Raw genomic sequence first — 23,595 nt, 5'->3', positions numbered from 1 at the left:
TACCTGATCTCAGCGATAATCCTGCCATCTCCCAGTTTATAAAGCTAAATTGCTTTGATAAGGCTAAATGTTGAAATATCACCTGGCATTGTTACTTTACCGCTTATTTTTCCTAATAAACCTGCCTGTTATCATTATAGTGCTGCTTATTCGTTCAACCAAGCATAAGGCATACCGGCAACGACTGGGCGAAAGGTTGGGCTTGCTGCCAAGAGGCATAAAACCCGGCGGTATAGTGATCCATGCCGCCAGTGTCGGCGAGGTCATGGCGTTAAAAGCCTTTGTTGAACAGGTGTTAGCGGCTTATCCCAACCTGCCGGTTACCCTCACCACCTTTACCCCTACCGGCTCAACGCAAGCAAAAAAACTTTTTACCGACCGGGTTCAGCATTGTTATTTACCTTTAGACATCTGGCCGTGCAGCGTACTGTTTCTCCACAAACTCGCCCCTAAAGCCATAGTGTTTATGGAAACCGAATTATGGCCTAATTTAATCAGCCAAAGCGCCGGCCAAAATATCCCCTTACTGCTTGTTAACGGCCGCTTGTCTGAAAACTCCATAAAAAGTTACCGGAAACTAAGCTGGTTAATCACCCCGGCATTACAACGTTTTGCCGCCATCTTGCCGCAAAGCCAAGCCCACAAAGATAATTTTCTCGCTTTAGGGGCCCAGCCGGACACCTGTATAGTCTCGGGAAATTTAAAATTTGATATCTCACAAACGGCTGAAATCAGTAATAAGCAACAAGAGTTATCCCGACTGCTGGCAAACAGGGGACCTGTTTGGATCGCCGCCAGCACCCATGAAGGAGACGAGCAGCTGATTGTTGAGGCTTATAAGAAAGTCAGTATTAACACACCGGAATTATTACTGGTGTTGGTGCCGCGCCATCCGGAGCGCTTCGAAAAAGTCCATCAGTTATGCCAGGATGCCGGGCTATCGGTCATCAAGCGCTCAGCCAACCAGCTTCTGGAAAACGATACCCAGGTATGGCTGTTAGATACCCTGGGAGAGTTGATGGCGGCTTACGCCCTGTCGGATATCGTTACTATCGGCGGCACCTTCAGTCATATCGGCGGCCATAACCCGCTGGAACCGGCCTTGTTTAAAAAACCTGTTATAGTCGGCGGCGATATGAGTAATTTTGCCGAAATCCATCAGCAGTTTACCCGGCAGCAGGCAGTGATACAGCTGGCTGCGACAGCAAATGTCAGCAACGAACTGGCACAGCAGGTGCAAAACCTGCTCGAATCGCCGCAGCAGGCACAAACCTTAGGGGAGAATGGCTATCACATTGTCCGGCAAAACCAGGGAGCAAGTGCTTTTAGCCTCAAGCAGTTAAGCCAGTTATTAGCGGGTAACGACTAAAGACCTTCATTGACGTTTACAACTGGCTCAATTGTGGATAATGATCGGCGATCAGCTGGCGAATTTTATCTTTCACCTGCTCTATGGTGATGTCATTCATCAAATCGCTGCCTTTGGCCCTGACACCCCAGGGAAGTTTGCTCAGGGGTTTACCATATTGTTTTTGCACCGCCTGCTGGTAACAGCTGACCACATATTGCTGAAACAAATAGGGACCGGTGCGGTGCGGGTTGCTGTGGGCGTATAAACCTATTACCGGGGTACCGACAGTGACTGCCATATGCGCCGGCCCGGTATCCGGGGCTATCACCAGGTGCGCCAGCTTAAGCACCGCCAGCAGCTGTTTTAAACTGGTTTTGCCCACCAGGTTTTCTACCCGGGTCTTGCTCAACTTACTGATTTCTGTGGCCAGTTGCTGCTCAAGTTCAGTAGGACCGCCGCAGATCACAGGTAAAAAACCCAGCTGCGCCAAATGATCCGCCGCCTGTGCATAACCCTTGGCATGCCAGTTACGCTCAGCCTTGCTGGCGGCAGGACATATCACCGCCAGCGGCCGCTCACCGCTAAATTGCTCACTGGCCCAGAGCATATCCTGATCTGTGATCGGCATCTGCCATTGCGGACGGGCCGGTTCCAAGCCAAGGGCCCGGGCAAAACCCATAAAGCCGTCCAGCACATGGGGATGCTCCTGGGCAGCAATGCGCTTGTTGGTAAACAGCCATTGTCCTTCGATGGCGCGCTTGCGGTCAAAACCGATTTTAACCTTGGCGGGGATACATAAACTGGCCAGACTGGCCCTTAAGGCGACCTGCATATGCAGTAACAAATCAAACTTGCGTTGTTTAAGCTGGGCACGCAGATCCCGGTAACCTTGCAGACCCGCTTTTTTATCAAAAATAACAAACTCTACGTTGTCCAGTCCCTGCAGCAAACTGGCTTCTATCTTACCTATTACCCAGGTAATTTTCGTCTCGGGCCAATGGCGCTGAATATGCTGCACCATAGCCACGGCATGACAAACATCACCAATAGCAGATAAACGTAATAAACATAAATTTTTTGGAGCAGTTATTTGACCCGGCATTAAGGAATCACCACAATAGGCAGCTGAATTGAAAAATTAGGGCTATTATCTTGAACCAGCCAGCAATTGTAAAACCTTGCCGGGAAAAAGTTTTACAGCAGGAAAATATCTACTGTGTCTTTGACGAAGCAAAAATCGCCGATTTTTCCCCGGAAATGCTCAGCGAAAATTACTGGCAACAACTTAATGCCGTCAGCGGCAGCGCCCAGGGCAGAGGCACCACCTGGTTCATCTCACACCAGGGACAACAATGGGTGCTCAGGCATTATTACCGCGGCGGCTTGATCGGCAAATTTAACAAAGACAGCTACTGGTTTAGCGGACAAAAAAATACCCGGGCGGCCCGGGAGTTTTCCTTACTGTTAATCTTAGAGCAACTGGGCTTACCGGCGCCCCAGCCCGTAGCCTACAGGGTGAAACGTCAGGGACTGTTTTACCGCGCCGATCTGCTGTCCACCCGCATTCAAGATGCCCGGGATTTGGTGGGTATATTAAGCGAGCAAAGTCTTGATGAAAGCATTTGGGCTGATATCGGCGCTACCATACGGCGCTTTCATGATCACGGCATCTACCACCACGATTTAAATAGCCACAATATTTTATTGGACCAGAGAAATAAGGTGTTCCTGATCGATTTTGACCGCGGCGAACAACGCACCGTCAAGCCAAGCTGGCAGCAGGCGAATATGGAGAGGTTACTGAGATCTTTTCGCAAAGAACAACATAAAATACCCGGTTTTCACTGGCAGGAACAACACTGGCACATGCTGATGCAGGGTTACCAACAAGGTCAATAGTGTTTTATGCCCTAAGCCGCATGCAGGGCATTCATATAACGTTGCTGATACATTTCTCTGGCTTTGAGAAATTCAGGCATGGCAGATTCTGTAATATAGGGACGGATGATCACCAGGATTTTTAGCACTCCCTGATAGAAGACCGCATCGTTGATCTCAACATCGATATTCTGGGTCTGGTAGAAGCTGATCCAAAAGGTATTCACCAGACGTAAGATACTGACAATGTCCGGCAGCTCTTCGACATCAAAGTCCATCATATCGGCATCGCGCAGGGACACCAGCAACTGACTGACCCGCTCGGCGATGGATTGCTGTACGCTGACATACTTATCGCGCAAACTCGGATTTTTCGCCAGCAGCACAGGTAAGTTACTGTAGAAAAATCGGAATTTCATCATCGCCTGGAACACGGCATCCATATAAAGAATGATGGCATCCAGGGGTTTTACGTCAGGAGAGACCTGAGGGAAAGTCTCTAATACCAGGTTGCGGGCATATTCTTCATAAATAGATAAGATGATGTCTTCTTTATTGCGAAAATGATAATAAAGGTTACCCGGACTGATACCGAGATGGGCAGCAATATGATTGGTCGTTACATTACGCTCCCCTTGCTCGTTAAATAATGCAATACTTGCTTGTATTATTTTATCACGCGTCTTCATATTATTATCTTCTTATAATGCCCACAGTAATTTTTCTATCATACTATCAAAAAATGCTTCACGGAAAGGCTTTCGAGTAAATACTTTAACAAAAGTCGCCGATCCCGGTTGTTATTAAGCCAGCCAGCCCTTTACAATATTAGCATCACCAAGCAATTAACCGCAGCTATGACAATAAAAGCAATTTACCCGGGTACCTTTGATCCGGTGACCAACGGCCACACCGATCTGATTGAGCGGGCCAGCCATTTATTCAGTGAAGTTATCGTCGGTGTGGCAGCCAGCCCGAGCAAAAAGCCCAGATTTGAGCTGGCGCAGCGGGTCGATATGATCCAGCAAGTCACCCAGCACCTGAGCAATGTCACTGTGGTCGGCTTCAGCGGCCTGTTGGTGGATTTTGCCAAAACTCACCAGGCTAAAGTATTGATCCGGGGTTTGCGGGCGGTATCGGATTTCGAATATGAATTCCAGCTGGCCAATATGAACCGGCGTTTATCCCCCGAGCTGGAAAGTGTGTTCCTGACACCGGCAGAAGAAAATTCCTTTATCTCTTCCACCCTGGTAAAAGAAGTCGCTTTGCACCAGGGGGACGTCAGTCAATTCGTTCACCCGGTCGTTAAAGCAGCCCTGACCCAGAGCGTTAAAGCTTAAAGAGACTTACCGTAAAGCAGTTAAACCGGTTGCCAAAAGTATTGGCCCTTAATCCTTTTGGCAGCTGGGACAATACACAGAACTGCGGTTACCCTGCCTTACTTCCAGCAACTCACTGCTGCACTGCAGGCAAGGCTCTCCGGCCCGGCCATAAACAAAAAGTGACTGGGCAAAATACCCCGGGCGCCCGTCCGCCTGGGTAAAGTCTTTTAAGGTGGTGCCCCCCTGCTTGATCGCCGCTTTCAGCACTTCCTTGATAATATCCGTTAATTTATCCAGGCGCTGCTCGCTCAGGGTATTGGCCGGTGTAGTCGGTAAAATGCCCGCCTGGAACAGGGCTTCATTGGCGTAGATATTACCGACCCCGACCACGATTTGGTTGTTCATCAGCAGGGTTTTAATGGCTACTTTGCGGTTTTTGGCCTTGCTGTAAAGATAACCATGAGCAAAATCGTCACTGAGCGGCTCCGGTCCCAACTTGCTTAACAGCCCCAAATCATCCTGATGCTGATCCAGCCATAATACCGCGCCGAATCGCCGGGGATCATTAAGGCGCAACGCACTGTTGTGGCCAAACACCAGGTCAAAATGATCATGTTTAGCCACCGGCGTATCTGCCCTGATCACCCGGATAGTACCCGACATGCCTAAATGTAACACTAAGGTGCCGGTTTCAAAGCGGATCAACAGATATTTGGAGCGGCGATCCACCGCCTGCACTTTATGGCCCACCAACAACTTGACCTCATCGGGGATCGGCCAGCGCAGCCTGGCATTGCGCACAATCACATCGGTGACTTGCTGATCGAGAATATGGGGACTGATCCCCAAACGGCACACTTCAACTTCGGGTAATTCGGGCATAAATACTCACTACAACAGGGACGGCGGTAATAACTGCCGGTAGATAGGTAAGGGTAAAGACAACCAGCTCTTATGGCTGTGATGATAAAGAAACAGCTGTTCAGACACGGGATAAAGGCTAAACACCTGAGGTTGCTCCTGTCCCGCCAGATGGACGGTTACCACCACGGCAGAGCTCTGTTCCAGCCCTGCCGGCGCCTCCACCACAGTGCCGCTGTTGTCCTGCCAGGCCAGCATCATCTGATCCAGTGCCTGGCCGGTTATTATCGCGGGGGTTGCACGCCAGGTACGGCCGATACGTTCAATCAGGAGCTGCTGGTTGACTTCCAGGGTTAAGATCGCACTGTGGCGGTCAATCATATAAACTTCCTGACCGCTGTCAGCTTCTCCCGGCTCCATCAGACCTTTGTTCATCTGGTTGATCAGTAAAATCATCCCCATAACAGAAAAAATAATGACATTATTCCAGCCGGCCCGTGATAACTTCATCCCTACACCTGTCTCGTTTACCAATAGCTTAATGATACTGAATTTCAGGCAATAAAAAACCCGGTAAAAACCGGGTTTTTGTCAAGAAAGCCAAAATTACTTGATTTTAGCTTCTTTGTACATCACGTGCTTACGTGCTTTTGGATCAAACTTTTTGATTTCCATTTTTTCAGGCATAGTCTTTTTATTCTTATCAGTAGTATAAAAATGACCTGTACCGGCGCTGGAAACTAAACGAATTTTATCACGCATAATAATTCCTTAAACTTTTTCGCCGCGAGCACGGATGTCTGCTAATACAGCATCGATGCCTTTTTTATCGATAATACGCATACCTTTAGGGGTTAAACGTAATTTAACGAAACGATTTTCACTTTCAACCCAAAAACGGTGAGATTGAAGGTTCGGTAAGAAACGACGACGAGTTGCGTTTCTTGCGTGAGAACGGTTGTTCCCTACGACTGGTTTTTTGCCTGTTACTTGGCAAACTTTAGACATGTGAGTCACTCCAAAATTAATTTCAGCTCGAGCTATCTTGCCCCACGGCCGTCGCCTTGGGATCCTGAAAAAGGTGGCATATTATAGAGAAACTAAATGATGAATGCCAGCTTTTCTCTGCCCACAAGTGAAAACTATATATTTAACTAATTATTTCAATAAATTACAAAAATAAAAGCCAAAGAAATCGCGAGTTTTTGCAACAAATATTGCTGTTTAATACGTCTATATGGACAAATTTACACCGGGATTTCTTGCCGGCTAGCATCAAAAAACTGAGGGTGACAGCAATGAAAACCGCCCCGGCGGCTTCAATTAGTATCAGATGACAGCAGCTTTTTCAATTGCTCATGCTGCTCCTGGCTGCATAACTCGGCAATCAGGATGCGGATAATATGGGATTTGGCCAGCTTACTTTCATTGGCCAACAGCTGTAACTGCGCTATCGCTTCTTCGCTTAAAGTAAAAGTCGCATGGCGAAAAGGTTTGGCGGGCTTTTGCTGCTCTTCTTTTTGGGCGAGATGTTTTTCGGCCACGGCAATGGCCTGGGACAGACTTAACGGCTCTTTCAGCTCGGCATCACTGCTTACTATCTCCGGCTGACCTTTGGCGTAATTTTCCGCATCAGAAATAAATTCATCCACGGTGAAGTTTTTCTTTTTCCCGGTCGGTTTTTTCGACTTTTTAAGATCAGTTAAACTCATGCGAGTTGTCCGGTTTCATCGCCAGTATCTCTTCGGCAATAGCAATGATTTCGCCGGCCGCTTTTCCCTCGGCATCGATTTCCAGTACCGAAGAACCTTTTTCTTCGCTGTCATCATAGACATTGCGGCTAAAGGTCACGGCATCGAGTACATTAATACCATAAGAGCTGCACACTTCTTTTGCTTCCAAAATACGGCTGGCCTGATTGGGTAAAGAAGGACACTGAGTAATGACAAAAGAGGCGAGCATTTTCGGGTTAACCATCTTACAGGTACTGAGCATATCTTCCATATGGGCCACGGTTTTCAAATCCCGGCGCTTGGGCCTTAAGGGAATGATCACATGATCTGCAACCGACATCGCGGCGCGCAATGCCAGGTTGTCCTGGCCGCCGCAATCGACAATCACATGATCGTAATGCTGATTCAGGCTCAGTAAATCATTGCGAATTTTACCGTAGAGTTGAATGCAGTTAATGGCGGGCAGGGTCGGATCGGTATTGCGCGCCTGGATCCAGTCTGAAGTGGTTCTTTGCGGATCACAGTCTACCATAAGCACAATGGCATCCTTTTCCCGGGCAAAGAATACCGCCAGATTTTGCGCCAGGCAGCTCTTGCCGCTACCACCTTTTTCACCACCCACTAATATCATCATATCGCCAGTCCTTTATGGTCACCTGCCGGGGATTTATTCGTTTAGTATAGCCAAAGACTAATCATCTAACTGTAATGCAATTTCAAACCAGCCATTGTCTTGCTTTTTACAGCGGACAACTTTCCCTGTCATAGATTTGCTCCCGGGACTCGCCGCTTTAAACAGGATATGGGTTTTTGTCTCCAGCGGAATAGGTTGATCACTATCGAGCCTGACGCCGGTACGGGAAAAGTCAACACAAGTGACTTTTTTCTGGTATTGCTGACCACCGCCATCGGTCCAGCCAACATCCACCATTTCTTTTTCCATATCCAGTCGAAAAGCCCCCCGGCGTTCGATATCTAAACTGCTACCATCTCTCATCAGGTTACCCTCTCGTCATTAACTCAATGCATTTAATTCATCTAACGCGCACAAAAATCAATCACATGTTAATTAGCCCTAACTATAAAGCTAATAGCCATATTCCCAGCTTGCAAATTTTCAGGCTTTTTAGTGGCTTTTTCGCTTATTTTCCCTTCAAAAGGGCTAACCCAGCTCACCGTGTTCGGCGAAGGAGTAGCAATGACCTCCGGCCACTATCATGTGATCCAGCACCCGGATATCCACTAAATTTAACGCCTGAATCAGTCTTTGAGTGATTTGTTTATCGGCAATACTGGCTTCGGCCAGGCCGGAGGGATGGTTATGGCTGAGGATCACCGCCGCGGCATGATGTTTTATCGCCTGCTCAACGACGATACGCGGATAAACCGCCGCCGCATCGACAGTGCCAAAAAACAAGCGTTCGAATTTCAATACCTGATGCTGATTGTTGAGATATAACACGGCAAAAATCTCCCGGGTTTCATGGCGTAATTCAGCAATTAAATAATCCCGGGTCGCCTGGGAGGAAAGCAGCTCCTGCCCGTTGTTCATTTGCTCCGCCAGATAACGCTTCGACATTTCCAGGCAAGCCTGCAACTGCACAAATTTGGCACTGCCCAAACCGTGTTGTTGGCAAAACTCATCGTGCTCCGCCCGGTATATCCCGGAAATACTGCCAAAATTCTTCAGCAGCTGCTGCGCCAGCTCCACCACATGGCAGCCTTTGACCCCGGTTCTTAAAAAAATCGCCAGCAGCTCGGCATCGGTTAAACTTTCCGCCCCTAAATGCAGTAACTTTTCTCTGGGGCGTTCGAGATCAGGCAAGTCCTTTAACATAAGTTATTCCGTAATCTTGCAGTGATAGAAAGCGATAGGTAAGAGATTTTTACCGTCAATAATGTTATCTTGTCAGCAAACATTTTTAAGATTAGCAGGTTATGCAAATTCTTCAGGACAAAAAAATTGTTCTTGGGATCACCGGCGGTATCGCAGCCTATAAAACCCCGGAACTCGTCAGGCGGCTCAAAGAGCAGGGGGCCGATGTCAGGGTGGTAATGACCCAGGGAGCGAAAGCCTTTATCACCCCGATGACCTTACAGGCAGTGTCAGCCAACCCGGTTGCCGACAGTTTATTGGATCCGCAGGCGGAACTGGCCATGGGCCATATTGAACTGGCCAAATGGGCGGATCTGATTTTAATCGCCCCGGCAAGTGCCAATACCCTGGCCCGGCTGGCAGCGGGCATGGCAGACGACCTGCTCAGCACCATCTGTTTAGCCAGCGCCGCACCTGTAGTACTGGCCCCGGCCATGAACCAGCAAATGTGGCATGCCGATGCCACCCAGGCCAATGTCGAGACATTGAAACAACGCCAGATAACCTTCTGGGGGCCGGGTGCAGGCGAACAGGCCTGTGGCGATGTCGGCCTGGGGCGTATGTTGGAACCGGAAGAATTAACCCGGCTTTGCTGCCAGCTGTATCAGGAAAAAACCCTGGCGGGCCAGCATTGGCTGCTCACAGCCGGTCCCACCCGGGAAGCCATAGATCCGGTGCGTTATATCTCCAACCACAGCTCAGGCAAAATGGGCTATGCCATTGCCCGCGCCGCGGCAAATGCCGGCGCCCGGGTAACCCTGATCTCAGGCCCGGTAAACTTAGCCCCCCCTCAGGGATGTGAAGTCATCCGGGTAAACAGCGCCCAGGAGATGCATCAACGGGCCATGGCTCTTGCCCCCGAAGCCAGCATTTTTGTCGCCTGCGCCGCGGTAGCCGATTATCGCCTGGCGGATGTTGCCACGCAAAAAATTAAAAAAACCGCCGATGACATGGTGCTCAAACTGGTTAAAAACCCGGATATTGTCGCCGATGTTGCCGCCCTGAACCAGCGTCCCTTTACCGTAGGTTTTGCCGCGGAAACCCAGGATGTTGAGCAATATGCCCGCGGCAAACTCAGCCGTAAGAAACTGGACCTGATCGCCGCCAACGACGTCGCCAGGGAAGGGCAGGGCTTTAACAGTGAAGACAACGCCCTGACGGTATTTAGCGCCGACTCTGCCACCGAGATTACTTTGGCGAATAAACAGCAAGTGGCCAGCCAGCTGGTAACGATAATCAATCAAGCCTACCAGGCAAAAAATTCATCCACAGAATAAAGATTAAAGTAAAATAACCCTAGTTTGACGTTGGATTGCTGCTAAAGAACATTATACAATCACGTCAAAAAATAAGGCGGGCTTGGCAAAGTCCGCCATAACAATAAATCAGAGAAATAAGTTGTATGTCGGCTAATCAGAAACCAAATCGTAAGCAACAAATTTTAGAATGCCTGGCGTTGATGTTACAAACCAGCCCGGGACAGCGTATTACTACGGCAAAACTCGCGGCCGAAGTAGGCGTATCTGAAGCGGCTTTATATCGCCACTTTCCTTCCAAGGCACGGATGTTCGAAGGTTTAATCGAATTTATTGAAGAGTCTATTTTTTCCCGTATCAATTTGATCTTGGGGGACCATAAAGAAGCCCTGATCCGCTGCCACCATATCCTGCATGTGATGCTGATTTTTGCCGAGCGCAACCCGGGCATGTGCCGCATTTTATCCGGCGATGCCATCATGGGAGAAAATGAACGTTTAGGCATCCGGGTAAACCAGTTTTTTGAAAAACTCGAATCCCAGTTCAAACAGGTATTGCGTGAACGCAAGTTACGCGAAGGCAAAGGTTTTGATATCCCGGAGCAGGCGCTGGCCAATATGCTGGTGTCTTACACCGAGGGTAAAATCAGCCAGTACGTGCGTTCGAGTTTCAGCAAAAAGCCCAGTGATGACTTTAATGAGCAATGGCAATTTTTAATGGCCAGTAAATAAGCTCTTATCACTTTACAAACGCTGGCTCCGCCGGCGTTTTATTTAAACAAAATCATAAAATTAAACACTATAAGCTTATTAGGGAATTCTTATGAGCGATATCGCAAAATTACAACCTCAGGGCCTGTGGCAAATCTTCGACAGCATTTGCGCCATTCCACGTCCGTCTAAACACGAAGAAAAAGTCTCCGCCTGGATCCAGAACTGGGCCAAAGAACTGGATCTAACGGTAAAAGAAGATAAAGTCGGCAACCTGATCATCAGCAAAGGTGCCACAGCCGGCATGGAAGACCGCAAAGGCGTGATCTTGCAAGCCCACATGGATATGGTGCCGCAAAAAAATGCCGACACCCAGCATGACTTCCTGACCGATCCCATCCGCCCTTATATTGACGGCGACTGGGTGACTGCAGAAGGCACCACCTTAGGCGCCGATAACGGTATCGGCCTGGCTTCCGCCCTGGCGGTTTTGGCCAGCAATGATATCCCCCACGGGCCGCTGGAAGTATTAGTCACTATCGATGAAGAAGCGGGCATGACCGGCGCCTTTGGCCTGGAAACGGGCTGGCTCGAAGGTGATATATTGATCAATACCGACTCCGAACAGGAAGGGGAAGTCTATATGGGTTGTGCCGGCGGCATCGACGGCTCAGTCACCTTTGATCTTGACTTTGATACTGTCCCTGCCGACAGCCAGGCCTTTAACTTATCCATTTCCGGCCTCAAAGGCGGCCATTCCGGTGTCGATATCCATACCGGCCGCGCCAATGCCAACAAACTGCTGGTACGCTTCTTATTGACAGCCAGCGACAGCTTCGGCATCCGTTTAACCGAATTAAACGGCGGCAGCCTGCGCAACGCCATCCCGCGTGAAGCCAATGCCAGTTTTATCGTGCCCAATGCACAAATCGAACCGTTAAAAGCGGCACTGGACGACTACCTGCAGACCATACGCCACAACCTGGCCGGGGTAGAAACCGATATCGACATGCTGTTGATTTCGCCGGAAACCTTCGAGACCTGCTGGAGCCAGGATAAGCAAAATACCATCTTAAGAGCCCTTAATGCCTGTCCTAACGGCGTCATCCGCATGAGTGACGATATCGAAGGCATAGTAGAAACTTCGTTAAACCTGGGGGTAATGCGTTGCAAAGGGCCTAAGTTTGTTGCCTTAACCCTGATCCGCAGCTTACATGACGACGGCAGACTGGAAGCCCAGCAAATGGTGCAATCAGTATTTGAACTGGCACAGGCAAAAATCGAATTTTCCGGCGCCTACCCGGGTTGGAAACCGGATACCAGCTCAGCCATCATGCAGGTGGTGCGGGATACCTATCAGGGATTATTTAACAAAATTCCTGAAATCATGGTGATCCATGCCGGCCTGGAATGCGGCCTGTTTAAAACCGCCTACCCGCATTGGGATATGGTGTCTTTCGGACCCACCATCAAGTTCCCGCATTCGCCGGATGAAAAGGTGGAAATCGCCACTGTCGGTCAATACTGGCAATTACTGGTAGCGGTACTGGCGGCTATCCCGGCGAAATAAGCCGGCAAGCACCATATTCCGACAAAAAGGCGCTGTCGAATAAATCGATAGCGCTTTTTTAATAGTTATCAATTAGCAGTCAAAAACGATTGTTTGCCGAAAAATAAAAACCAATCACAGTACCTATGATGGCGCTGGCAAATGCAAGCAGTTCACTGAAAAAGTCACTTTTCACCACCATTGCCCAGCACACCATAGCCAGCAAAGGTAAAACGATAACTATCGACAGTATCGGGGTAATACGTTTATTCATACGTTCGGTAACAGGCTCTGCCCGCCCCAGGCCTCCACATATGCCAAAAGCCAGACCGATATGCTCTTTACCCCTGAGCTCGTTATGTTTAATACAAAAATTACAGGAGTGTTCATTCTCGCCGTTACGGCAGGTACCGCTTTCCCGGCAATGGGCGCAGGGGTAGAGATTACTTTTGACATCAGTCATGCTTCATTATCCTTTGAAGAGCTAGCCACACTGCCTAAGTATATGCAGAAAAAGAAAACAGACTGCTGGTCTTCACCGGGTAACTCAAGCGCTTTCGGCACAAATTCAGGCAAAAAAAAACCGGCTGCATAACGCAACCGGTTTCCCGTCAAACTACAAATTTTAATGTGCGAGCAATTTACCGCCTTGCCATTGTGCGTCCTGGGTCACAAGGACTTGGCAGTAAACTATCTGGAGAGTCGCTATGAGGCATAAATCTTAACTCCTCACCAGTTAACGCAAATGATAATAGTTATCGTTTGCACTGTCAAACATTTATTTGGTTATTTTTTAACAAAAGTTTTTAACTGATTTTGTTTTTTACTTTTTCAGCTTGGCAAAAGCATCAGCAAAGGCATTGCCCATAGCGGCATTGGCCGGCTCTTTCGGCTTATGACTTTTACCTTTGCCCTGCTTAGCTCCGCCCTTGCCGCCAGCTTTCGCTCCCTTGCTTTGCTGATTACCGGCATCGACAGATTTGCCTTTCTTATGGGCAGGCTTTTCGCTGACTTTATCATCCAGGCGCATGGTTAAGCTGATACGTTTACGCTCAACATCTACTTCAACCACTTTCACTTTCACGATATCGCCGGCTTTAACCACTTCCCGGGGATCGCTGACAAACTTGTCGGTTAACGAGGAAATATGCACCAGGCCGTCCTGATGAACACCAACATCAACAAAAGCGCCAAAGTTAGCGACATTGGAAATCACCCCTTCGAGGATCATGCCCACTTTTAAATCGGCAATGGTATTTACCCCTTCCTGGAAGGTCGCAGTTTTAAATTCGGGACGGGGATCGCGGCCGGGTTTTTCCAGCTCTTTGATCACATCCTGCACCGTTAACTCACCGAATTTATCCGTAACCAGCTCTTGCGCCTTAAGTTGTTTCAACAGCTCGCCATTGCCTAACACGGCATCCAGCTCGCTGTTTAATACCCGGGTAATTTGCTCTACTACAGGATAGGTTTCCGGATGCACGCCGGATTTATCCAGCGGATTGTCGCCATTGGCAATACGCAGGAAACCCGCCGCCTGCTCAAAAGCCTTTGGCCCAAGGCGTGGCACCTTGATCAGTTCTTTACGGTTATTAAAGCGGCCGTTGGCATCACGAAACGCAACCACATTTTGCGCCATGGTTTTAGTCAAGCCGGAAACCCGGGTCAATAAAGGCACGGAAGCACTGTTAAGATCGACACCGACGGCGTTTACACAATCTTCAATAACATCATCCAAAGTTTTACTCAGCAGGCTCTGACTGACATCATGCTGGTATTGGCCAACCCCAATTGCTTTAGGATCAATTTTTACCAGCTCCGCCAGCGGATCCTGCAAGCGACGGGCAATAGATACCGCACCACGCAGGGAAACATCCAGCTCGGGGAATTCATTAGCGGCAAACTCGGAGGCGGAATACACCGAGGCCCCGGCTTCGCTGACCATAATTTTTCTCGGTTTAAGCGACTCCAGTGTCTGGATCGCTTCAGCCACCAATTTATCGCTTTCCCGTGAAGCAGTGCCGTTGCCAATGGCAATCAGTTCAATCTTATATTGCTGGCACAGATTCACTAACGTGCGTACCGATTTATCCCAATGATTTTGCGGCGCATGCGGGAAAATGGTGGTGGTATATAACAGCTTACCGGTACCGTCCACCACGGCAATCTTACAACCGGTACGCAGCCCGGGATCCAGTCCCAGGGTGGTTTTAGCCCCTGCCGGTGAAGCCATTAACAGATCATTTAAATTGCTGGAGAAAACTTTGATAGATTCCGCTTCCGCCTGTTCCCGCAACTGGCCTAACAGTTCATTTTCCAGGCTCAGGCTGAGTTTCACTTTCCAGCTCCAGCGCACCACTTTCGTTAAAAACTCCGCCGCGGCCTGCCCGGAAAGGCGCAGGTTAAAGTGTTCCATGATCAGCTGCTCGGCGCTGGAATAACTGCTGTCTTCCTGCCCCGGGTCAACATCGATATTAAGCTGAAGATAACCTTCGTTGCGGCCACGGAACATGGCCAGGGCACGGTGGGACGGCACATTTCTCAGCAATTCGCTATGTTCAAAATAATCCCGGTATTTCGCCGCCTCTTTTTCTTTACCCTTAACCAGGGTGCTGGTCAGGTGTGCCTGCTTTAATAAGTGGCGACGCATTTTTTGTAGTAAGTCAGCATCTTCGGCAAAACGTTCGATCAAGATATAACAAGCGCCGTCAAGTACCGCTTTTTCGTCTTTAAAACCGGCATCGGCATTGATAAAGTCTTTCGCCGCCTGCTCGGGGTTCACTTGCCAGTCTTGGTATAACTTGTCTGCCAAAGGTTCAATGCCCGCTTCAATGGCGATTTGCCCTTTGGTACGGCGCTTGGGGCGGTAAGGCAAATACAGATCTTCAAGACGGGTTTTATTGTCTGCCGCCAGGATTTCGCTTTTAAGCTCGGCTGATAAATTGCCCTGCTGCTCAATGTTAGTCAGGATCACCTGGCGGCGATCTTCCAGGTCGCGCAAATAATTCAGACGCTGATCAAGGTGGCGCAGGTGGTTGTCATCCAGGCCTTCGGTGGCTTCTTTACGGTAACGGGCAATAAAAGGTACCGTAGAACCTTCATCCAGCAAGGCGATTGCTGCACTAACTTGTGAAACTTTAACGGTTAATTCTTTGGCGATTTGCTCGGCAATTTGCGTCATGAATAATACATTCCGGCTGATTTTCGGCTAACGAAAATTAAGATAAAAAAAATTGCTTTTTATATACTCTTGATAGCGCCGATTTACCAGCATATTTTTCAATATTGCCGCTTATGGCGTAAAAAATATCGATAAAATTGATTTTCATCAGCCTGACACCGTCATTAACGGCTGAAATTTAGCGGCTGGCCGAAAATAATCAGCCAGGCGGGAAGTGCGGCTAATCCTTATTGTAGATGATCTTATTGATATACCAGGTTTTCTCCCCGCTCGGGGTATTGACCACGGCTTCATCATCCACCTGCTTTTTTAATAACGCCCGGGCCATGGGAGAGTCTATCGAGGTATAGTCAGTGCGGCCGTAAATTTCATCCGGACCGACGATGCGGAAACTTAAGGTTTCTCCCTGGTCGTTTTCAATTTCCACCCAGGCGCCAAAAAAGACCTTGCCTTCCTGCTGCGGGGAATAATCAACAATCTTAATGCTTTCCAGGCGCTTGGTCAGGTAACGCACCCGGCGGTCTATTTCCCTGAGGCGTTTTTTATTGTATTGGTAGTCGGCATTTTCCGATCTGTCTCCCAGGCTCGCCGCCCAGGACACTTTCTGGGTGGTTTCCGGCCGCTCCACTTTCCAGAGGTGGGTTAATTCCTGCTGCAGCTGTTCATAGCCGCCCCGGGTGATTAAATTCGTTTTCATTTACCAGTATTCTCAACAAGCCGGTGATTGCAATGGCTAATTATCATATCAGCAACCTGGCCAAGGCCAAGCTTTTTTGCCCCCCGGCCATGCAAAGCCATTGGATCTGCAAATCAAGATTGTTACTATGTGCGGCAAAAAGTATCGCCAAAAAACCACTAACTTTCGGAGTTTTAAGTGAATAAAAGTGTCATCACCAACCTGCTCGCTTTACTGTGTGCCCTGGGCGGGTATTTTCTTAGTCAGCCCATTTTATTTACCGTCGGCTTATTTGCCCTGTCGGGCGCTATTACCAACTGGCTGGCAGTGCATATGTTATTTGAAAAGGTGCCTGGCCTGTATGGCTCAGGGGTGATCCCCGCCCGGTTCGAAGATTTCAAAAAAGGCATACGCGACCTGATGATGGAGCAGTTTTTTACCGAAGATAATATCGACCGCTTTTTATCCGACAGTTCAGGCAAGGCCAATACCTTAGATTTAGCCCCGGTGATTGAAAAAGTCGATTTAACCCCGGCTTTTGACAACCTGGTGGCGGTGATCGAAAACTCCTCATTCGGCGGCATGCTGGCCATGGTAGGCGGCAGCGAAGCGATACAGCCGCTGAAGGAGCCCTTTATCGAAAAAATGAAAACCAGCATCGGCGAAATTTCCCAAAGCGATGAGTTCAACAGCCTGTTAAGGGATGAGTTGGAACAGCCGAGTGTTATCGCCGGTATGCGCGACAAGGTCAGCGATATTATCGAAAAGCGCCTTAACGAACTCACCCCGCAGCTGGTGAAAGAAATCATTCAAACCATGATCCGCAAACATTTGGGCTGGCTGGTGGTCTGGGGCGGTGTCTTCGGCGGTATTATCGGTTCGATCGCCGCCGTCACTAACACCTTTTAGGGCAGATTTACCACCGTTTATTAACGCATAAGTACACCCCGGGTAACTTGCCGAAATGACAAAGCTGTCACCCTGTAAGTTACCCGAAAATCTTTCCTGTAAAGTTACAGAAACTAACACGTTATTTTATCGTGCCAGCCAATGGCTTTTAGCTGCTATTTTTTTCCATATAAGGCTTTAATTTCGCCCCCAAACTAGGCTATGCTTGGCCCTCAAACTCTGGGGGTTGATATCCTGGCTGGCGATGGCGCCAACACAGAAAAAACCTCCGTTAATAAAAGGTAAATGGAGTCATGTTTGGTAGTTTAAAGGCTTTGCCGGCCGATCCGATTTTAGGCTTGTTGGCGAAATATAGAACAGATGAGAACCCGCAGAAAATTGACCTGGGTGTGGGCGTATACAAGGATGAATCTGGACATACCGCAATTTTAGATTGCGTCAAGGCTGCTGAACAGCATCGTTTTAACACCGAAGACACCAAAGTATACATAGGCCCTACCGGCTCACCTTTGTTTAATGACGAAATGAGCAAGCTGATTTTCGGCGACCATAAAGTATTATCCGAAAACCGTGCCCGCACCGTGTCTACCCCGGGCGGTACCGGCGCATTACGTGTTGCTGCCGAATTTATCAGTAGTTGTAAAACCGGCGCCACCATCTGGGTCAGCAACCCGACCTGGGCCAACCACACAGGTTTATTCCAGGCATCGGGCCTGAATGTTAAAACCTACCCTTATTACGACTACGAAAACAAAAACCTGGACTTTGACGGCATGTTAACGGCGTTAAAACAGGTAGGCAAAGACGATGCGGTATTATTGCACGCCTGTTGCCACAACCCGAGCGGCATGGATTTAAACCGCGAGCAATGGCAGCAAGTGGTTGAAGTAGCCAAAGAAAGAGGTTTCACGCCGTTAATCGACATGGCTTACCAGGGCTTTGGCGATGGTTTGGACGAAGATGCCTACGGCCTGCGCTTAATGGCGGATAACGTCAAACAGATGCTGGTCGCCAGCTCATGTTCGAAAAACTTCGGTTTATACCGCGAGCGTATCGGCGCCTGTACCATTATCGGTGAAAGTGCCGCCAGCACAGATATTGCCAACTCGGTCCTGCTGAGCGTGGTACGTTGTATTTACTCCATGCCACCGGCTCACGGCGCGGCTATCGTAGAAACCATTTTAAGCTCTGACGAATTACGTCAGCAATGGTACGGCGAATTAAAAGAAATGCGCGACCGCATCAACGGCAACCGCCAGCTGCTGGTAGATAAACTGGTAGAGCAGGGCATTACCCGCGACTTCAGCTTTATTACCCGTCAAAAAGGCATGTTCTCCTTCCTGGGTATTACTCCTGAGCAGGTACAACGCCTGCAGGATGAGTTCAGCATCTATATGGTGGATTCAAGCCGTGTGAGCATTGCCGGTATTGCCAACAAAAATGTCGATTACCTGGCACAGTCGATTGCCAAAGTACTGTAAAATTACCCCATAAAAAAAGCAGAATTTCCGTATGGGAAATTCTGCTTTTTTATATCCGGCAACTATCGCCGTGATGAAATAACTACTTGGTGAAGCTAAACTTCACCGATTTAATATCTACCCACATAGACTCCCCCTGGATGAGATCAGCCGCTGCATCATCAATTAACATGTCCGAATAAAAGTTTGGCTGGGTAAAACCAGAATCCGGAAGGGCATCTTGATGCAACTTGCTGCTCCAGTTCCAGGGGCCATCCGACCATTCACTGATCACTTCAGCCTCTGGTTCTGGATAATTCATAAAAGTACGAATTTGTACGGGTGTTTCCTCATTAATATGGGCCAATAGAGCATGCTGTCCCGGATCAACAGTAAAAGTTAACCTGTTGCCAGATTGCTCAACCTGAACACTATTCAGCTCGGTATTGGTATGCTCACTGGCGATAACATCCTGCTGATGTCTCGGCATATAAGACCAAATATCGCCTTCCAGCTCGGTAATGGCAAGGGAATGATTATTAGGATACTCGGCATCGGATTTAAAGTGCCTGATAATGAGGGCAACATCGCCGGCATCTAATGTACCGCTCTTATTGACATCAAATCTAATGGCATAGTCGTACTCAACCTTGCCTGTATCCTGTGCATCCCGGTTAATTACCACATAAGGAGGCAAAAACGACAAATCCAGCGCAACCTCAACCTCAGTAACGTCATGATAACTACCACAACTGGGGGTTGGGTCAAATAAACCTGCTTGCTGAAAATATAAGACTTCCCCTTCTTCCTCGATACTCAGATAGTCATCAACAAAAGCAAACTTGGATGTGGCCTGCTCCCCGGTTTCCACATCTGTTGACGTTAAAGATGTCTCGGTACTGGCATCAACAGTAAATAATCCGGAGTCATAACAATCCTTCTCCAGATCATGGGTAAATACCGTTACCGTATCCTTAGCCACAGCAACATAAGCTGCATCAGCATATGTCCATAAACCATAAAACTGGCTATCTAAAGGAATGGATACAGATTCTTGTCCACCTGAAGAGGAGGAATCCTGACCACCCGAAGATGTTTCATCCGACGAATTACCAGAGCTTGAACCGCCACATGCGGCCAGCAAAGTACAACATATCACCGATAAAAAAGTATGTCTGAACACCAAAAGTATCCTTATAGTTAATTTAAAATGCTTTACACCTAAAATTGAGAGAGAGTTTTTGAAGTGATTAAAGCTAGGTCTCCTAAAGCGGAGAAACTCACGAACAAACAGGTATGATGAAAAACTTGTGGCCGGTATTATACCTATTTTCAATAAATATTGTTAACCCCACATACCCAGATAATAAGAAAGCTTGAGCCTGTTTAAACACTGAATACATTGAAAAATACAGCTATGCCAGACAGATCAATATCCGCATAGTAAATTAAAACCCTATATAACGCCTGGACTCCTGATATTCGTCTTCCAGCGCTTCTTACTCCTGTACCGTTAACCTGAGCTGCTCGGGAATTTGAGCATTACAAAACTCACAATGCTCTAACCTGCGGTTAAAAATCGTTCTCTGACATTGGTTACATATAAACTTCACTGTCTAGGTTTTTTCCCGGTAAAAATACGTTTTAAAAATGCGCCGATAATACCGCTATTATCACTGCAAATTTTTCAAAAAGCTCAATACAGCGGCAAAAAAGCAGAGCTAATTCAACATGCTATTGCACTTTAAATACCAAGTAGCAATATAGCCTGATTACCTATCCAGTATTGTTGATTTATCCAGCTTTATAGGCTATGAATTAAGGGGATGTTTATCATCCAAGGAGGCAGTAAAACCAAGCGCTATCCCCGAGTGCACCAAACACACGGAGACAGCTAACCAAAACGAACTAAACTGGAGTCCGTCATGGCTGAATATCATCATACGCCAGAGCTCAGCTCGGCAAAAGTAAAATATCCCAGCTACCGCCAGCTTACCGTGCTGGAAACCACCTGCGAGTCGGCAACGAAAACCCGCGGCATCGGCATTAACTATGTACCGGTCAACCTTGAACCTTGTCTTGTACTCAGGGGAAAATGGCTGCACCGGGCCGGTTTTTCTATCGGACAAAAAGTCCGTGTTGTTATAAAGCCGGATGAAATTGTGCTCACCCGCGAGCAGGAGGCGTAACCCCGTCAATCGATAAATAAAGGATTAAGCCACTGCGCCAGTTTGCAGGTGCGGTGGCTTTATCAGCAAGTTAAGCATTATCCCTTTATTCGCAAGAGCCTGCGATCGTGGCAAACAGCGATCCCATACGATAATAACGATGATCACAGCTTTGGCCATCAGCTCCGCGGTCCCTGCTGGCAATGGGTATATTGCCAAACCTTGGCTGAGGCTCCCCGGGGGCAGTGCCTGAAGGGATTAGCATTTTAGGAAAAGTTTTATCAAAGGTCTTCCCTAAACAAACCGAGACCTTTGCCGCATCCGCTACACTTTTCTTCAGCTGTGAAAGATTATATCCGGCAAAATAGGTTAGCCCTTCAGATAAATCTAAAACCAACGCGCTATTGGACATGCTTAACCGGTAAACCACTTGATTGCGATTACTAAACGAATCATCAATTGGCACATCGCTTTCAAACTTGTCATAGATAAACAGACGTTTTGGCTCCACCAGCCAACTACCACCGATAGCGATTGTGCCAATACCGGCGTCAAAATCCCTCCAGTTTAGTGTCCGACTAGTAATCCCGCTTTTTACAGCGGGATGATTGGCAAATTTCTGCTGTGCTCGATATTGGACATTGCTTCGGCTTTTCAAAGAGAAGGCGGTATCAACCGCTTTTGCCACCCGGCTATTTTCACAGTCACTGCTGCTGCCGTCAGCCAAAGCTCTGCCTTGCCTTGATTGCAACAAATGACTATAGCTTTGCGGCACGGCATTGATTTCAGCCGTAAGTTCATTTGCCACCTGGTGTATGGCTTCATAGCTATTTAACACCCCATTTGCCAACGCTTTAATTGCTTCGGGTATAGCGCGGATATCCTGGACATAATTGACTAAATCACTATCCGACAACCCCTGATTGTCATGACCGTTCTCAAAGGCATACATAGCCCGGGTAACAGAGTTCACCACCAAGATTTTATTGCTAGTTGAATAACAACTTGGCAGGCCATTGTCGTCGTGAGAACAGTTCTTTTGCGGCTCCAGCGTTTTTGCTATTTCCAACGCCTGGCTATAATTGCAGTCACCGCAGATACGGGTTTCATAATAGATGTCATCGGCAGCAAAAGAGGGAGTGGCCCATATGGCCGAAGATAATAAGCCGACAAACGGCAAGATAATATTTCTGCACTTCATAAATTGCATTATGCCTAATATTGTTCAATTAATTGGAGGGGTTCAAAGATCTTATGAAAGCAAAAAACCGCCGGCCCGTGCACTCTTCCAGCTCAAATGAAAAAGAACAAGGACGGCGATTTCCTTTGCTAAGTCAGCTAATAATAACCAACCTTATACAGCTTTATGGGCAAGGACCCGCAATGGTCGCAATCAATTGCCCCTTATGGTAATAATGATGATCACAGGTGCCGCCACCTCCGCCGCCACCGAAACTACCACTGCCGCTAGTTACGGGAATATTACCGAACCTGGGATTAAGGCCACCGCCTGTTGATCCTGAACCAGAGCCGCCTCCGGAGCCACTGCTCGAAGGAGAGACTGTTTTCTTAAAAGCTTTATCTAAGGCTTCCCCTAAACAGAATGATATTTCAGAAGCTTTAGCGGGGACGTTTTTCATATCTTTGATATTAATGCCAGCAAAAAATGTCTGCACTTCGTTTAGTTCTATATCTAACCCATGTTTGTCCAAACTTAACGTGTACACTACTTGGGTAAATTCACTTTGTGAACCACCGTTTGGAACATCAGTTTCAAATCGGTTATAAATATACTGACTTTTGGGTTGAATAATCCAGGAGCCACCAAGAGTAAGTCCTCCACCACCAAAACCAAAATTTATCCCAGTTACGTCGCTGGATTTAAAATGCGTTGCTAAATTTGGGTTATTAGCCAGTTTCTGTTGAGCTCGCATCCTTAGATTAGATCTAGTAGAAAGGGAAAATGCAGCTTCCACTGCTTTTGCTTCTTTGCTGTCAGCACATTGATTGGTATTACTATCCGCCAAGATCCCTAGACGGTTTTTAGCTGGCTTAAATGAATTGCTATAGTTTCCGGGGACAGCGTTAATTTCTTCAGTAAGTTCAGCAGCCACCTGGTGCAAGGCTTCATATGTATCTAAAATACCGTTTGCTAAATAACGGGCTTGTTCAGGTATGGTGCCGATATCCCGAACAAAATTGACTAAATCCATATCCGACATACCCTGGTTGTCATGGCCGTTATAAAAACCATACATAGCCCGGGTAACCGAGTTCACCACCAAGACTTTATTGGTGATAGAATAACAACTTTGCTGCTCAGGACCGCCATTGCCGTCAAGGAAACAGTTTTTTTGTGGCTCCAGTGTTTTTGCTATGGCCAAGGCCTGGCTATAACTGCAGTCACCGCAAATACGGGTTTCATAATAAACGTCATCTGCAGCAGAAGAGGGAGAGGCCCACATGGCCGAGGATAATAAGCCGACAACCGGCAAGAGAATTTTCTTCATTGAAATGATACTTCCTTATAAATATATCTAATCGCTTTCCATAGCCCGCCATATTTGCATCGCGAATATGGATAAGCGGGTATATATTACCTCTCTTCGACTAAATAAAACAACGACTTAAACATTACATGCCATTACAGTAGAAAAAACCGAAA

25 protein-coding genes are annotated in these 23,595 nt (G+C 47.8%); 9 read left to right on the top strand and 16 right to left on the bottom strand.

Annotation, left to right across the window (positions count from 1 at the left end; all coding sequences use genetic code 11):
- Window positions 1-67: 67 nt before the first annotated feature.
- Window positions 68-1,369 carry a lipid IV(A) 3-deoxy-D-manno-octulosonic acid transferase gene (gene waaA, locus QL234_RS18245; RefSeq protein WP_281559227.1) on the top strand — a complete coding sequence of 434 codons (1,302 nt, stop codon included), beginning with the start codon at window positions 68-70 and terminating at the stop codon, window positions 1,367-1,369.
- Window positions 1,370-1,385: 16 nt separating this feature from the next.
- On the opposite strand, the gene QL234_RS18240 is transcribed toward waaA, so the two are convergent.
- Complete coding sequence (locus tag QL234_RS18240) at window positions 1,386-2,453, bottom strand: glycosyltransferase family 9 protein (RefSeq protein WP_281559226.1); 1,068 nt, start codon at window positions 2,451-2,453, stop codon at window positions 1,386-1,388.
- 50 nt (window positions 2,454-2,503) lie between these two features.
- Here QL234_RS18240 and QL234_RS18235 point away from each other — a divergent pair, with 50 nt between their 5' ends.
- Window positions 2,504-3,250: a 3-deoxy-D-manno-octulosonic acid kinase gene (locus QL234_RS18235; protein WP_281559225.1), complete on the top strand. Its 747-nt coding sequence runs from the start codon at window positions 2,504-2,506 to the stop codon at window positions 3,248-3,250.
- An 11-nt stretch (window positions 3,251-3,261) separates the two neighbouring features.
- Here the strand turns inward: QL234_RS18235 and QL234_RS18230 are convergent, their stop codons facing one another.
- Window positions 3,262-3,918, bottom strand: a complete 657-nt coding sequence (locus tag QL234_RS18230; RefSeq protein ID WP_044834316.1) for a TetR/AcrR family transcriptional regulator — start codon at window positions 3,916-3,918, stop codon at window positions 3,262-3,264.
- Between the two features lie 168 nt (window positions 3,919-4,086).
- Here QL234_RS18230 and coaD point away from each other — a divergent pair, with 168 nt between their 5' ends.
- The gene (coaD, locus tag QL234_RS18225) at window positions 4,087-4,569 is read left to right on the top strand and encodes a pantetheine-phosphate adenylyltransferase (RefSeq protein ID WP_281559224.1); all 483 of its coding nucleotides are present in this window, start codon (window positions 4,087-4,089) and stop codon (window positions 4,567-4,569) included.
- 48 nt (window positions 4,570-4,617) lie between these two features.
- Here coaD and mutM read toward each other — a convergent pair whose 3' ends face one another.
- The 8 genes from mutM to radC form a co-directional block, all read right to left on the bottom strand.
- Window positions 4,618-5,433, bottom strand: a complete 816-nt coding sequence (gene mutM / locus QL234_RS18220) for a bifunctional DNA-formamidopyrimidine glycosylase/DNA-(apurinic or apyrimidinic site) lyase (RefSeq protein WP_281559223.1) — start codon at window positions 5,431-5,433, stop codon at window positions 4,618-4,620.
- A 9-nt stretch (window positions 5,434-5,442) separates the two neighbouring features.
- Window positions 5,443-5,922, bottom strand: a complete 480-nt coding sequence (locus tag QL234_RS18215; RefSeq protein WP_281559222.1) for a hypothetical protein — start codon at window positions 5,920-5,922, stop codon at window positions 5,443-5,445.
- A gap of 96 nt (window positions 5,923-6,018) precedes the next feature.
- Window positions 6,019-6,174, bottom strand: coding sequence for a 50S ribosomal protein L33 (gene rpmG, locus QL234_RS18210; RefSeq protein WP_044834320.1), 156 nt, complete (start codon window positions 6,172-6,174; stop codon window positions 6,019-6,021).
- A 9-nt stretch (window positions 6,175-6,183) separates the two neighbouring features.
- Window positions 6,184-6,420, bottom strand: coding sequence for a 50S ribosomal protein L28 (gene rpmB / locus QL234_RS18205; protein ID WP_084692866.1), 237 nt, complete (start codon window positions 6,418-6,420; stop codon window positions 6,184-6,186).
- Window positions 6,421-6,731: 311 nt separating this feature from the next.
- Complete coding sequence (locus QL234_RS18200) at window positions 6,732-7,124, bottom strand: hypothetical protein (RefSeq protein WP_281559221.1); 393 nt, start codon at window positions 7,122-7,124, stop codon at window positions 6,732-6,734.
- Window positions 7,111-7,779, bottom strand: coding sequence for an AAA family ATPase (locus tag QL234_RS18195; RefSeq protein ID WP_044834322.1), 669 nt, complete (start codon window positions 7,777-7,779; stop codon window positions 7,111-7,113). Before QL234_RS18195 ends, QL234_RS18200 begins: the two co-directional genes overlap by 14 nt.
- 57 nt (window positions 7,780-7,836) lie before the next feature.
- On the bottom strand, window positions 7,837-8,142 hold the full coding sequence (locus QL234_RS18190; protein WP_281559220.1) for a PilZ domain-containing protein: 306 nt from the start codon (window positions 8,140-8,142) through the stop codon (window positions 7,837-7,839).
- A gap of 165 nt (window positions 8,143-8,307) precedes the next feature.
- On the bottom strand, window positions 8,308-8,982 hold the full coding sequence (radC, locus tag QL234_RS18185) for a DNA repair protein RadC (RefSeq protein WP_044834324.1): 675 nt from the start codon (window positions 8,980-8,982) through the stop codon (window positions 8,308-8,310).
- 101 nt (window positions 8,983-9,083) lie between these two features.
- Between radC and coaBC the strand changes: the two genes are divergently transcribed.
- The 3 genes from coaBC to QL234_RS18170 all read left to right on the top strand — a co-directional run bounded on the left by coaBC (window position 9,084) and on the right by QL234_RS18170 (window position 12,557).
- Window positions 9,084-10,298, top strand: a complete 1,215-nt coding sequence (coaBC, locus tag QL234_RS18180) for a bifunctional phosphopantothenoylcysteine decarboxylase/phosphopantothenate--cysteine ligase CoaBC (RefSeq protein WP_281559219.1) — start codon at window positions 9,084-9,086, stop codon at window positions 10,296-10,298.
- A 125-nt stretch (window positions 10,299-10,423) separates the two neighbouring features.
- On the top strand, window positions 10,424-11,008 hold the full coding sequence (gene slmA / locus QL234_RS18175; protein ID WP_044834326.1) for a nucleoid occlusion factor SlmA: 585 nt from the start codon (window positions 10,424-10,426) through the stop codon (window positions 11,006-11,008).
- Window positions 11,009-11,099: 91 nt separating this feature from the next.
- The gene (locus QL234_RS18170; protein ID WP_281559218.1) at window positions 11,100-12,557 is read left to right on the top strand and encodes an aminoacyl-histidine dipeptidase; all 1,458 of its coding nucleotides are present in this window, start codon (window positions 11,100-11,102) and stop codon (window positions 12,555-12,557) included.
- A 79-nt stretch (window positions 12,558-12,636) separates the two neighbouring features.
- On the opposite strand, the gene QL234_RS18165 is transcribed toward QL234_RS18170, so the two are convergent.
- The 3 genes from QL234_RS18165 to greB all read right to left on the bottom strand — a co-directional run bounded on the left by QL234_RS18165 (window position 12,637) and on the right by greB (window position 16,414).
- Entirely contained in the window at window positions 12,637-12,999 is a 363-nt protein-coding gene (locus tag QL234_RS18165) for a molecular chaperone DnaJ (RefSeq protein WP_281559217.1), read from the bottom strand.
- Between the two features lie 360 nt (window positions 13,000-13,359).
- Entirely contained in the window at window positions 13,360-15,717 is a 2,358-nt protein-coding gene (locus QL234_RS18160) for a Tex family protein (protein ID WP_281559216.1), read from the bottom strand.
- A gap of 220 nt (window positions 15,718-15,937) precedes the next feature.
- Window positions 15,938-16,414 (bottom strand): transcription elongation factor GreB, encoded by a 477-nt coding sequence (gene greB / locus QL234_RS18155; RefSeq protein WP_044834329.1) that lies wholly within the window; start codon window positions 16,412-16,414, stop codon window positions 15,938-15,940.
- A gap of 177 nt (window positions 16,415-16,591) precedes the next feature.
- Here greB and QL234_RS18150 point away from each other — a divergent pair, with 177 nt between their 5' ends.
- Together QL234_RS18150 and QL234_RS18145 are read left to right on the top strand one after the other, a co-directional pair.
- Window positions 16,592-17,302: a DUF445 domain-containing protein gene (locus QL234_RS18150; protein ID WP_281559215.1), complete on the top strand. Its 711-nt coding sequence runs from the start codon at window positions 16,592-16,594 to the stop codon at window positions 17,300-17,302.
- A gap of 293 nt (window positions 17,303-17,595) precedes the next feature.
- Window positions 17,596-18,783, top strand: coding sequence for an amino acid aminotransferase (locus QL234_RS18145; RefSeq protein ID WP_281559214.1), 1,188 nt, complete (start codon window positions 17,596-17,598; stop codon window positions 18,781-18,783).
- An 82-nt stretch (window positions 18,784-18,865) separates the two neighbouring features.
- Here QL234_RS18145 and QL234_RS18140 read toward each other — a convergent pair whose 3' ends face one another.
- Complete coding sequence (locus QL234_RS18140) at window positions 18,866-19,945, bottom strand: hypothetical protein (RefSeq protein ID WP_281559213.1); 1,080 nt, start codon at window positions 19,943-19,945, stop codon at window positions 18,866-18,868.
- 742 nt (window positions 19,946-20,687) lie between these two features.
- Here QL234_RS18140 and QL234_RS18135 point away from each other — a divergent pair.
- Window positions 20,688-20,951: a SymE family type I addiction module toxin gene (locus QL234_RS18135; protein ID WP_281559212.1), complete on the top strand. Its 264-nt coding sequence runs from the start codon at window positions 20,688-20,690 to the stop codon at window positions 20,949-20,951.
- 85 nt (window positions 20,952-21,036) lie between these two features.
- On the opposite strand, the gene QL234_RS18130 is transcribed toward QL234_RS18135, so the two are convergent.
- Entirely contained in the window at window positions 21,037-21,999 is a 963-nt protein-coding gene (locus QL234_RS18130; RefSeq protein ID WP_281559211.1) for a hypothetical protein, read from the bottom strand.
- Window positions 22,000-22,294: 295 nt separating this feature from the next.
- Complete coding sequence (locus QL234_RS18125) at window positions 22,295-23,440, bottom strand: hypothetical protein (RefSeq protein ID WP_281559210.1); 1,146 nt, start codon at window positions 23,438-23,440, stop codon at window positions 22,295-22,297.
- Window positions 23,441-23,595: the final 155 nt, after the last annotated feature.

Source organism: Thalassomonas sp. RHCl1 (genome assembly GCF_947387555.1).
Taxonomy (GTDB): domain Bacteria; phylum Pseudomonadota; class Gammaproteobacteria; order Enterobacterales; family Alteromonadaceae; genus Thalassomonas.
Note: the sequence above shows the minus strand (reverse complement) of the source record. Positions and strands in the feature narration are given on the sequence as shown.

What these genes read in the sequence shown, in the direction of transcription:
- waaA (WP_281559227.1), top strand. Translation starts at nt 68, where the DNA reads ATGTTGAAATATCACCTGGCATTGTTACTTTACCGCTTATTTTTCCTA.
- QL234_RS18240 (WP_281559226.1), bottom strand. Translation starts at nt 2,453, where the DNA reads ATGCCGGGTCAAATAACTGCTCCAAAAAATTTATGTTTATTACGTTTA.
- QL234_RS18230 (WP_044834316.1), bottom strand. Translation starts at nt 3,918, where the DNA reads ATGAAGACGCGTGATAAAATAATACAAGCAAGTATTGCATTATTTAAC.
- coaD (WP_281559224.1), top strand. Translation starts at nt 4,087, where the DNA reads ATGACAATAAAAGCAATTTACCCGGGTACCTTTGATCCGGTGACCAAC.
- mutM (WP_281559223.1), bottom strand. Translation starts at nt 5,433, where the DNA reads ATGCCCGAATTACCCGAAGTTGAAGTGTGCCGTTTGGGGATCAGTCCC.
- QL234_RS18215 (WP_281559222.1), bottom strand. Translation starts at nt 5,922, where the DNA reads ATGAAGTTATCACGGGCCGGCTGGAATAATGTCATTATTTTTTCTGTT.
- rpmG (WP_044834320.1), bottom strand. Translation starts at nt 6,174, where the DNA reads ATGCGTGATAAAATTCGTTTAGTTTCCAGCGCCGGTACAGGTCATTTT.
- rpmB (WP_084692866.1), bottom strand. Translation starts at nt 6,420, where the DNA reads ATGTCTAAAGTTTGCCAAGTAACAGGCAAAAAACCAGTCGTAGGGAAC.
- QL234_RS18200 (WP_281559221.1), bottom strand. Translation starts at nt 7,124, where the DNA reads ATGAGTTTAACTGATCTTAAAAAGTCGAAAAAACCGACCGGGAAAAAG.
- QL234_RS18195 (WP_044834322.1), bottom strand. Translation starts at nt 7,779, where the DNA reads ATGATGATATTAGTGGGTGGTGAAAAAGGTGGTAGCGGCAAGAGCTGC.
- QL234_RS18190 (WP_281559220.1), bottom strand. Translation starts at nt 8,142, where the DNA reads ATGAGAGATGGTAGCAGTTTAGATATCGAACGCCGGGGGGCTTTTCGA.
- radC (WP_044834324.1), bottom strand. Translation starts at nt 8,982, where the DNA reads ATGTTAAAGGACTTGCCTGATCTCGAACGCCCCAGAGAAAAGTTACTG.
- coaBC (WP_281559219.1), top strand. Translation starts at nt 9,084, where the DNA reads ATGCAAATTCTTCAGGACAAAAAAATTGTTCTTGGGATCACCGGCGGT.
- slmA (WP_044834326.1), top strand. Translation starts at nt 10,424, where the DNA reads ATGTCGGCTAATCAGAAACCAAATCGTAAGCAACAAATTTTAGAATGC.
- QL234_RS18170 (WP_281559218.1), top strand. Translation starts at nt 11,100, where the DNA reads ATGAGCGATATCGCAAAATTACAACCTCAGGGCCTGTGGCAAATCTTC.
- QL234_RS18165 (WP_281559217.1), bottom strand. Translation starts at nt 12,999, where the DNA reads ATGACTGATGTCAAAAGTAATCTCTACCCCTGCGCCCATTGCCGGGAA.
- QL234_RS18160 (WP_281559216.1), bottom strand. Translation starts at nt 15,717, where the DNA reads ATGACGCAAATTGCCGAGCAAATCGCCAAAGAATTAACCGTTAAAGTT.
- greB (WP_044834329.1), bottom strand. Translation starts at nt 16,414, where the DNA reads ATGAAAACGAATTTAATCACCCGGGGCGGCTATGAACAGCTGCAGCAG.
- QL234_RS18145 (WP_281559214.1), top strand. Translation starts at nt 17,596, where the DNA reads ATGTTTGGTAGTTTAAAGGCTTTGCCGGCCGATCCGATTTTAGGCTTG.
- QL234_RS18135 (WP_281559212.1), top strand. Translation starts at nt 20,688, where the DNA reads ATGGCTGAATATCATCATACGCCAGAGCTCAGCTCGGCAAAAGTAAAA.
- QL234_RS18125 (WP_281559210.1), bottom strand. Translation starts at nt 23,440, where the DNA reads ATGAAGAAAATTCTCTTGCCGGTTGTCGGCTTATTATCCTCGGCCATG.